Here is a 9,894-nt window from a genome sequence, read left to right as displayed (position 1 = left end):
ATGTTTGTCACTTTTGTGCTTTGAAACCAAATCTTTGAATAATTCGCGGTCGATAAGAGATAAAATCTGACTAAAAACATTTAAATTTATCATGGGGTGTGTTATAATTTTGTGATTTAAATATAGCGATCTCGCTATATCAAAACACCGCCATTTTTTAAACGTTTAGGACGCAAGTGATATTTAAACAATAAATTTTTATCGTTAGCAATGTTCATTTACAGCTTTAATATAATATCAAGGTAGATACTATTTCAAATTTTTGTATAAAGTATCCCATATCCTTCTAAATATGGACTTATCCTGTGCTATGATTTAAGCATCTCCCCAGATTCCCGGTTTAAGTCGAATTAAGGAATCTTTTTCACTTCTAGATAAGGTAAGCTTAGCAAAAATTAGAAAAGTCCAATCCAAGCTATAGGAAAAATGGGGCACTAACAATGGGGGCACTGAAAAACTATCAACAAAAAAAGGGCTTATGAATTTTTATGTTCGTAAGCCCTTTTCCTTTGTCTATTTGAAAGCTTTTATCAATAATGCTACAAATAACCGATTTCTCAAAGGGTTTAATCCGTGATTTTCGACCTTCTTGAAAATGCTAATTTTTCAAGGGGACTTTTTCAGTGCCCTCCTAACAATCGAACCATTTTTTTGCATCTTAAGAAATGGAACATAGGTGTAACTTGAAGAGGTATAACCAATTTATAATATTTATTTTACATCATAATAAATTTGGATTACATACGGGGGATGACCTATTTTCGGTGAAATTTCCAGTTTTTTAGACCACAATTAGATTTTCAATAAATGACCAAATCTCTTTTCCATTGTATTATTGATCTCTTTCCAAGAGAACATTTGTGATGGGGTAGCGAAGTTCGCTTGTAAATGGCAACTATCTTTTAGGGTTGTCCAACTATGACCCGAACAGATATTTAGTCGTTCAGCTTCATTAGCTAGAATTTCATAACCGTTTATACCATTAAATAAAAATTTGTTATCCCAACATAACTTATCCCCGATAAGCCACGCACAGTCAACCGCAAGACCAAACTGATGCCAAGATTCTCCAGGTAATGCATTAGTAGAAGTATCATTAATACTTGTTAAATCATCAATTTTCAATAGGCAGTTCGCTATGAAAGAAGCGTTTTGAATCCTTAAAAATTCAATTTTTTCTGCTATGTCAATATCTGAACGACCATTTTTCCAAAGATTTGCCTGTTTATAAGGATCTCTTAAACCTTCTGTTAATAGAAAGTCGACACCTTTACTTTCACAGCTTCTTAATAGAAGAGTGACTTTAAACGCAAAACTTGGATCTACCCCATTTAATACCATTTTGCTTCTTCTCCTATACTTCAATTTTAGCGTTTGCATAATACTAAAGTTAAATAACTTCAAACATCCATTAAAAGGTTCTTTTTCAGTTAATAATTGTCTTTGTAAACTTTTGAACTAGAAAAGTATGCGCTAATTTTGGTTGCGCAAAAAATAATTGTCATGGATAATAGTAATTTGATACCTTGAGTGACAAAATTAATAAATTCAAATTCTCTATTTCGAACGTCATTCTGAACTAAATATATGTATTTAAACAGATTCACTATAAAGCTAGGTAATGATAAAATAACCAAAGTGATACCAATTAAGATTAATCCACATCTATATGCTTCAAATTTATTGCAAGCTAATGCTTTATTATTTGTAGGATCATCGTTAATAAAAAAATGTACAAATACTTCAGATTTTAGTAGGAAGAGAAAGGCGATCAATAGTTGCAGAATCAGATTTGACAAAAGAATAAGAAGAACCGAATTTTGTTCATTCATATTGGCACTGCTATTTGATACAGCGTTATATAATAATAATTCTTTGCTTGAATTGATACTAAATAAAACTAGAAATATTCCTATGATTTTTATTGAAATATCAAATAGATCCTTTTTTTTCATAATTGAAAATTTTTATTTTTTATTGACCTTATGCTATTAATCTTTTTGTTTTTGTCAAATCCTACCTCTAGAATAAAATTTTCTATACCTTTTCTGCCACCTTGATATTTGTAATTCAGAAAAACATAATCTTCAGAGAATGTTGCTAATTTCTCAATCTGATTTATAAACACCATATCTTCACTTTGATTAAACTGTTTAGAAAGGTTTTGCCAATCACTTTGATTAATTTTCCCATTTAATCTTTGGGTAATGTAGTAGGAAGCATTTTTTAATTCATTACTTTTTACTTTTTTATAGAACTCTTTGAAGTTTGTGTCTAGCTCTAATAATTCATTTTGCTTAAGCAACCAAGATCTCTTCTTACTTAAATATACACTAATCTTATAAAATGGCTTTTTCCCTGCAACATTTAGAGGTAAATCTATCAGTTTTAGAGATGACTTAATCGAAATCGAATCATTTACTTTCCATGAATTTGATTGTACTATATTAACAAATTCTTTTTTTATATCATCAGGTGTATAATAGCCCTCTTTTTTACCAATTCCATGCTTTTCAGTAATTTCTTTTACTATATCTTCATATTTCAAGCACATTGCATAAATAAATTCTTTTGGTTTATTGCTCTGGGTACCTGTTTGAAAATTGCTGGTATCCCAGTCATATTGTATTTCTGCGAGGGCAGAGTCTTTTTTAAACGTTGTATAAAAAACTAATAGATTAGGAATAGTATTTTGCTCCCTTTGGAATATAATTGGTTGATTCCAACTGGCAACTGTTATGATTTTTGCAGTTGGCAGAAAAATTGCGTTCCCCATTTCTTTTTCTTTAGCTAGAAAATGCTGTAGCTTTTGGTTTATATCCGTATCTATCAATTTCTGTGATAGAACAAAATTAGGGATTAGGAGCAAAAGGATAATAAAATGTTTCATTTAGATTTTTCGATAGTAGTTTATTAAATATGTCGACAGCTTTTTTATGATATTTGAGGTTTGCGGACATGTATTTTATCCCCAATGTTTCATTGATAATCTCTAAAATAATCTTATGTGCATATTCCGATGATGTTGACCCCATTCCGGGCATACTGACCCCCCTGATTTTGGTTCAAGGGTTATCATTACCAATGACCTGACAATATTACCTTTTTTTTCTTAGACTTTCTCCCAGGTTATGTAAAACTTTACATAACCTGGGCCGGAAAAATTACCTCTTCGCCGGAAGCCATGAAGCAGCACAGCGTGCAGCGATGATCTACTCATTCTTTGCTATCTGCAAAAAGCATGATGTCAACCCTTTCGAGTGGTTAAAGCATACGCTGCAAAACATCATGTCAATAAACCATAAAAACTTAAAGAATCTTTATCCGCAGAACTTTAAAAAATCAACAGAACTGTAGTTCATAGGACGGATACATAGTTATTCGTTGTTTGTACTGCATGTTATTTTAGTGAATAAGGTAATAACCTGAGTTTTCGATGATCTTAGTCCCTTCACCCTTTGTCTCAAATTGAATAAATGAAAGCACTTTGCTCCATGATTTTTCGGGAATAAACTGATAGAGGGGGCGTTGAAAGAAGTATAATCTGTTTTTTATAGCTGTTGGGTCTAATGGGGATATGGCAATGGAATCCACGTTGTTTTTGATTTTCAATACCTTGATTCCATTGTTGTCTTGAATCTTCTTCGAAATATAACCAGCCCCGACATAACCGATACCAGACTTGTCAATTTTGATGGCTTCCAGAATTTGTGCGTTTCCGGTCATTTCCTTCGCCTTTTGACTATAGGCTATTTTTAGCTTTTTGCGAATAAATGAGTAAGTACCTGAGCTGCTCTGCCTGCCGTATATGTTTATTGGAACATGCTGTCCGCTTACTGATTCCCAGTTTTCGACTTCGCCACTCATGATTTTTGATAGTGTATTTACGTCCAGCTCCGTGATGGGATTATCACTGTGAACGACAAATGCAGTGGCATCTTCGGCAAAAACAACAGTCTTTAAAGGCATATTGTTCTTTTTGAAGAGCGCCAGTTCTTCTTCGGTCAGGGGACGTGATGAGTTGGCGATATCTGCTTGTCCATTTAATAGCGAAGTAATACCGAGTCCCGAGCCTCCGCCTGAAATGGCCATACTGAATGTAGGGTCCGTTTGGTTATATGCTTCGGCTAAATTAACGGCGAGATTGACCTCCGTATCTGAACCTTTCATTTTGATGGTGTGGTCGGTATTATCGCAAGACAGAAAAATGATATTAAGACCAAATAGGATTATAAAAACAAGGCGATATAAAATCATATTACTCATTATCACCAAAATAAAAAAATAAAAATGATCCTATGTTTACAAAATATTATCTTTTTATGAATATAAGATAGTATTTTGCTTACTATTTTTTTAAAAAAACGTTAGAAAAAGCTAAAGTAGCTTATAAATAACAGCTTACGAGGCGATCTATCGTTGTCGGTAACGATTTAGTAATGGTGCTCATCGCATTCAAATTCTTCGAATTTCCTTGTAAATCAATTACAAAAGTACAAAAAAAATGGGATGGAATATTCCTGCTCTTACTCATTTTTTGAGAACCATCTATTCCTAAAATCACAGGAGTTTCACTTAATAAACCAATCGGTTCTTTAAAAACATTTGTTTTAAATTTCGTATTAAACCTTTTTGTTATTGTTCTTGCCATTTCAATATGAGGGAGTTGGTCTTTCCCGACAGGAACAACATCACTTTTACAAAATAAAATATCAGCCGCCTGATGAACGGGATATGTATACATTCCGGCATTGATAACACTTTGACCCGAAGCTGTAATTTCTTCCTTTGTAGTGGGATTTCTATTAAGTTCTGCATTTGAAACCAATGATAAAAATGGTATCGTTAGTTGATTAAGTTCCGGTATGTGACTATGGGGAAAAAATATGTGTCTTATTTTTTAAAGGGTCTAATCCACAAGCCAAATAATCTAAAGTAAGTTCTGTAACGAATTTAGAAATATCCTGAAAAATATCTCTATCAGTTAATACTTGATAATCTGCAATTAAAATATAGGTTTCCACACCCAAATCTTGCAAACGAACTCTATTTTGTAATGAATCAAAATAATGTCCAATGTGCAAATTCCCAGTAGGTCTATCTCCAGTTAAAACTCTATGTTTTGAGGATTAAGATGTAAATCCTTTTCTAAGTCATTACTTCTTTTAATAGCAATATCTAATGATGTATAGTTAATCTCTTTATTATTTGAATCTGTCATATTTTAAAATTAGAATTTGGGATGGTGCGGAAATAGCGAACCGTCAGCCGAGTTTTGTCCTAAAGTTAAATAGAATTACCAAAGTCGAGCATTTAATGTCAAGCCGCACTATTGCAAATACCCTGTTAGCGGTTCGTTGTTCTATTTTTCATCTTTCTCAATAGCAATAATTGGCTGGTCAATACTCCATTTCCAAGTTCCGTCATTTTGTTGTCGCGCAACTTCGGCAGTCACAAATCCATTTAAAAGTCTGGATGAAGTCAACGCTAAATTTCCATTGATAATTGCTGGTCGCTGTTGACCTTTTTCAAATATAGGTTTATCAACCAATAATGAAATGTAAAAATCTCCTATTTCTACTTTACCTTTAGCAAATGAGTGATTTCTGTCTGTAATTAAAACAGCGTCATCTTCATATATTGATATTAGTCCATCAATATTTCCTGTGTTTATGTATTCCAAAAATAAGTCTGTAATATCTTCTGGTTTTAATGCTTTTTCCATTGTTTGTTAGTCGCTTTATTTTTAACTTGTCATGATATTTTTTAGGGTTACTTTGTCTTTGTTACAATGACCACTAATGACACGTAGCAAAAGTCAATGGCCATAGCTACACCAATAGCAATGCTGGCCACTGATAATATAACATTATTTGCACCAAGGACTGCCGCTCTAAGCCAATTAGTTTTATGGATATAATGGTTGTCGAAATAGTTATCGAAATTACTCATTTCATTATTTTGTGTGTTATTTTGTTCTTTAACTTTAATCTCATGCCAGTATGCCTCCTTTAGAATTTAACACAATACCGGTGAACTTTTCTTTGAAGACGGACATTATAAGGGAAGTAGGGTTTTAGCTGAAAGGTTTAATAGTCTGAATAAGCAGTAGCCTTCATCAGTATGATGTCTGCCTTGGAAACATTTTTTTGATATTCGGGTTTTGCAGACAAAGTTTTCCATTCATTATCGTCTCCGAAAGTTTTCCAATGGGCATCTCGATCTTTCATGTTTTCAAAACTTGTCATATACATAAGGTTGGGCATATGGCTGCCTGTAATTACCTCCGCATAAAAAACTGCATTGAAGTTTAATCTTTTAAAAAGAGGCACCTCACCCCCTTCATTAAACATGTGCACCTTATTACGATAAATCTTTTCAGTATGTCCTTCGTAACTTCTTAACTCATACACGTGTTCTGCTTTCGGTAAGCTAAGCTTAGGCAATTGCATCAGCGGTGCTGTTTTGAATGCTTTTAAAAAAATAGATTCAAATCGTGTATACGGTGGGGTCGTATACGGGGCATTGATATATTCATCTCCTGCTTTCATGTAGTCAGCGTTTCTTTCAAGTTGGGAAGGTATGCTAATCATTTGCTCTGCAGAAGCTAAAGGAAGAATTACATATATGTATTTTTTTGTTGCCGTATCATTTGCAATCGGTTTAAACACACCAATACTTTTTATTCCCAATTTGTGAGCGGCAGGAATAAAGGCTTTTTCATAATATTTATCAATAATATTTTCCTGTTCTATGGTGTTAAAATGATAAACTTTTATTTCATAAAACTCCTGTTTTTTCTGTGCAGATATTCCAGTGCTGAATAGCAGCATAGCGGCAAATAAAAAAATGAAATATCGCATATTTATTTTCTGTTTCCATAAAGGTATAAAAACCACTCCTTATATTCAATAAAACAATTGAATATTTATTTTGCAGGGTAAAAAATGCCCCTGGTGAAAGCAAGTCCGTGACTGGCTACTTTTCCTGTAGTACCAAACGCTGTAAATCTGGGTCATTCTTAATGCGTTCCATTTCACTTTCAATAATCCCTGCACTATTCTGCCTCACCCGCCTCTAATTAGTTTCGATTTCCAGCTTCACATTATCTGCCCTGTTTTTTTGATAAGAGATAATATCTGCGGTATCTTTTTCTACTACGATTACGGTGGAGTATGAACTGACCCAATCGGGTGAATCGTTCAAAACAGTCCTTGAATCTATGATTGAATGGGGATTGCAGCACAGTGAATTAACCCTCCATACAAAACAGCCTGATTGAGTATGCCCGGGTCTAATGTCTTTCTTTTATTACACTTTGGATAGAAAAATCTTACCCAAGTTGGGCATAGCTTGGGCTTTTTATTCATTTTAAAGTATAAATTTTGTATTTGCGGAATTTTCCGCTTATAAAATTTATAGGATATGAATTTCTCATTGAGTACTATACTTTCTGAAATCGAGCGTCAAGAACGCAATATTTCAGCAAAAGCAGATCACTTGATAGACGAGTCTTATCAGATGATGGACTTACCCCCAAAAGCTGGAGACATTTATTTATCAGTGAAAAAAAGGCTACGCATATTGTTTAAGGTAATCCCTTTCTTTTTCACAGGGAGTTGCGCAGCGCATAGGCTGTCAAGAAACTTCGTCCGGTTTATTTTTCTGGATTTAAGTTCCATAAATGTATGATAAAAGTCACCCAAACTGATATTGAATGTACTTTCAAATGTTTTGGCGATGACTTTGATGTCTGCATTTCTAAATACCCCTTGTGAATATAAGGCGTAAATCAATTCGGTTAAAGCGGTTTTGTTGCCTGTCCAGTTTAAAGGTGGGTTATTGGATTTTTTATGATTACAATTATAATTAGTATTATTTAGCTGATCTTCAAGATAGAGTTGTATCAGGTCATTGGCAATAATCTTTGCAGCTTTATAATCGTGGGAAGTGGAAAATCTATGGTCTGTTTCAAAATAAACAGTGTCCAAACTTAATTTTATATCATGTTTTCCTAGAACAAACAGCTTTTCATCGACAAAGGAATTGTTCGTTCGGTAGTATTTATAAAATTCGAGATTGTTGTCAAAATACCTTTTCAATTTTTTCAATTCTTCTCTAAAGTATTTCCGAATAGCCTTTGCGTCATTAGGCTTCTTAGTTTCAATTTTATAAATGGCATTATAGTAAATTAGTTTTGAAACAATGGTAGGTTTCAGATTTTTGAAAAAGTGGATTTCTTCATTAATGTCTTTAAACCCAATTTTTACTACAAATTGTTTTAAATCAGCTATTTTTTCTATAGTTAAGCCAATAGCCTTTTCGTATATCGCTAAAGAGTCATTCAATTCGACAGATAACTCATTAATTTCATCATCTAATTCTCTTATTATATTTTTACAATAATCTTTCATTTAAAAGCTAGTTTAAAATGGTTATTCGTTAAAGTGTTTCCCTTGTATTAAATCATAAATATTCAATAATAAAATTATTTGCATTCTTAAGAAGCCTTTATCAAACTTTTGAGATAAGCCACATTCGCATTCTTTCCGGCTAAGAGCCTGTCCTTGCAATAAGTGGTATAAAATTGGTGCTTATTGAGAAAGACCAATGATTTTTGTAATTTATCAGCTATTTTTTTCTTGGTACGTTGCTCTGTTTCTTTCCATACAAGTTTATCTATTTGTCGAAAATCATGGGTTCCTAAATGATATACATCAGCGTCCCTTAAAATCTCTTCGATCAAACCTTCAGGTTCAGCGTTTAACACTGTTGCCATAATTGCTTTGCTTATTTCAGCAATAGTACTGGGATCAATTTTCTGGCTATGTAGAAATTGTTCCATAATATATGCCCCTCTTTTTTCATGACCATCCATTGGCCCCAATAATTGACCGGTATCATGAAACCATGCCGCTGCGAACAAAACAAATCTTTCCTTATCGTTTAAATGATAAAAATCTGCCATTTCGGTTGCGTTTTTAACAACGGTCTGTGTATGTTCCAGATTATGGTAGCACAGATCCGGTGTAGTCCGCAATTCAAATAGGCGGACTACATACTTCTTTATTCTTTCTAAGTACATTTGCATCGATATTCAGTTGTCATTCATATTAAAATTGAATATTCATTTGATTTTGTTATTCATCTTTCTCAGGAAACATTTACACCAAATACATGCCCTACAATAGCAGTTACGGCCATTGCAATAGTTCCCCAGAAGCAGATTCTCATGACGGCTACCCCAATGTTGGATCCTCCGGTTTTAGCCGCTAAAGCCCCCAAAATCATCAGAAAAACAATTGAAAAAGCATATTGGTAATACACCATATCTTTTTCTGGAGCAAAAATTGCGAGAATCATTGGCAATGCAGCACCTGAAAGAAAGGAGAAAAAAGATGCTATGGAGGCCTGAAAAGGCTTTGCTATCGTAATTTCATTTATTCCCAATTCATCTTTTGCATGTGCTTCTAAAGCGTCGTGATCTGTTAGTTCTTTCGCGACGAGCATTGCGGTTTCTTTGCTTACCCCTCTTTTTTCATAAATTTTTGCTAATTCGTGGAGTTCAATTTCAGGCATTTTTTCTAACTCCATCTTCTCCCTGTTGATGTCCGACTTTTCTGTATCCGACTGTGAGCTTACAGAAACATATTCTCCTGCGGCCATCGACATAGCGCCTGCGATGGTTCCTGCCAAAGCTGCCAAAATTATAGCATGTCGGTTGGGCTCTGCGGCGGCAACGCCGATTACAATACTTGTGGTGGAAAGCAATCCGTCATTAGCGCCTAAAACAGCCGCCCTTAGCCAACCCACTCTGTTTACATAATGTTTTTCCAATTCCATTTTTGTAGTTATTTATATTGTTTAGTTTAAATTATTTTATTCTCCATCAAT

General features: G+C 33.8%; 12 protein-coding genes and 2 pseudogenes. 2 read left to right on the top strand and 12 right to left on the bottom strand.

Features of this window, described 5'->3' with window-relative positions; all coding sequences use genetic code 11:
- Positions 1-792: 792 nt before the first annotated feature.
- Genes L1283_RS09790 through L1283_RS09780 form a run of 3 tightly spaced genes read right to left on the bottom strand, consistent with a single transcriptional unit; the run spans position 793 to position 2,890 of the window.
- A complete protein-coding gene (locus L1283_RS09790; protein ID WP_115046004.1) occupies positions 793-1,380 on the bottom strand; it encodes a M15 family metallopeptidase in 588 nt (195 codons plus the stop codon).
- A 50-nt stretch (positions 1,381-1,430) separates the two neighbouring features.
- Positions 1,431-1,955, bottom strand: coding sequence for a hypothetical protein (locus tag L1283_RS09785; protein WP_115046006.1), 525 nt, complete (start codon positions 1,953-1,955; stop codon positions 1,431-1,433).
- Positions 1,952-2,890: a hypothetical protein gene (locus L1283_RS09780; RefSeq protein WP_115046008.1), complete on the bottom strand. Its 939-nt coding sequence runs from the start codon at positions 2,888-2,890 to the stop codon at positions 1,952-1,954. Before L1283_RS09780 ends, L1283_RS09785 begins: the two co-directional genes overlap by 4 nt.
- 260 nt (positions 2,891-3,150) lie before the next feature.
- Here L1283_RS09780 and L1283_RS09775 point away from each other — a divergent pair.
- Positions 3,151-3,357, top strand: a pseudogene (locus tag L1283_RS09775) (IS66 family transposase); the annotation flags it as partial.
- 48 nt (positions 3,358-3,405) lie between these two features.
- Here L1283_RS09775 and L1283_RS09770 read toward each other — a convergent pair.
- The 6 genes and pseudogenes from L1283_RS09770 to L1283_RS09745 all read right to left on the bottom strand — a co-directional run bounded on the left by L1283_RS09770 (position 3,406) and on the right by L1283_RS09745 (position 6,863).
- Positions 3,406-4,257: a substrate-binding domain-containing protein gene (locus L1283_RS09770; RefSeq protein ID WP_115049350.1), complete on the bottom strand. Its 852-nt coding sequence runs from the start codon at positions 4,255-4,257 to the stop codon at positions 3,406-3,408.
- Between the two features lie 130 nt (positions 4,258-4,387).
- Positions 4,388-4,828, bottom strand: coding sequence for a hypothetical protein (locus L1283_RS09765; RefSeq protein WP_424544477.1), 441 nt, complete (start codon positions 4,826-4,828; stop codon positions 4,388-4,390).
- 43 nt (positions 4,829-4,871) lie between these two features.
- A pseudogene (locus L1283_RS09760) lies at positions 4,872-5,111 on the bottom strand (hypothetical protein); the annotation flags it as partial.
- Between the two features lie 251 nt (positions 5,112-5,362).
- Entirely contained in the window at positions 5,363-5,725 is a 363-nt protein-coding gene (locus L1283_RS09755; RefSeq protein WP_021188776.1) for a hypothetical protein, read from the bottom strand.
- 47 nt (positions 5,726-5,772) lie between these two features.
- Complete coding sequence (locus tag L1283_RS09750; RefSeq protein ID WP_084825473.1) at positions 5,773-5,952, bottom strand: hypothetical protein; 180 nt, start codon at positions 5,950-5,952, stop codon at positions 5,773-5,775.
- A 137-nt stretch (positions 5,953-6,089) separates the two neighbouring features.
- The gene (locus tag L1283_RS09745; protein WP_115046010.1) at positions 6,090-6,863 is read right to left on the bottom strand and encodes an NIPSNAP family protein; all 774 of its coding nucleotides are present in this window, start codon (positions 6,861-6,863) and stop codon (positions 6,090-6,092) included.
- Between the two features lie 305 nt (positions 6,864-7,168).
- Here L1283_RS09745 and L1283_RS09740 point away from each other — a divergent pair, with 305 nt between their 5' ends.
- Positions 7,169-7,282, top strand: a complete 114-nt coding sequence (locus L1283_RS09740; RefSeq protein WP_201649433.1) for a winged helix-turn-helix transcriptional regulator — start codon at positions 7,169-7,171, stop codon at positions 7,280-7,282.
- Positions 7,283-7,553: 271 nt separating this feature from the next.
- Here L1283_RS09740 and L1283_RS09735 read toward each other — a convergent pair whose 3' ends face one another.
- From L1283_RS09735 to L1283_RS09725, 3 genes are all read right to left on the bottom strand, one after another.
- The gene (locus L1283_RS09735; protein WP_021188773.1) at positions 7,554-8,414 is read right to left on the bottom strand and encodes an RteC domain-containing protein; all 861 of its coding nucleotides are present in this window, start codon (positions 8,412-8,414) and stop codon (positions 7,554-7,556) included.
- A gap of 86 nt (positions 8,415-8,500) precedes the next feature.
- On the bottom strand, positions 8,501-9,085 hold the full coding sequence (locus L1283_RS09730; RefSeq protein ID WP_236590823.1) for an HD domain-containing protein: 585 nt from the start codon (positions 9,083-9,085) through the stop codon (positions 8,501-8,503).
- Between the two features lie 68 nt (positions 9,086-9,153).
- Positions 9,154-9,843 carry a VIT1/CCC1 transporter family protein gene (locus L1283_RS09725; RefSeq protein WP_115046016.1) on the bottom strand — a complete coding sequence of 230 codons (690 nt, stop codon included), beginning with the start codon at positions 9,841-9,843 and terminating at the stop codon, positions 9,154-9,156.
- Positions 9,844-9,894: the final 51 nt, after the last annotated feature.

The sequence above is a fragment of the Sphingobacterium sp. HSC-15S19 genome, from assembly GCF_050433745.1.
GTDB classification, from domain to species: Bacteria; Bacteroidota; Bacteroidia; order Sphingobacteriales; family Sphingobacteriaceae; genus Sphingobacterium; species Sphingobacterium siyangense.
The sequence above is the reverse complement of the archived record's forward strand: the minus strand, read 5'-3'. Positions and strand labels throughout refer to the sequence as shown.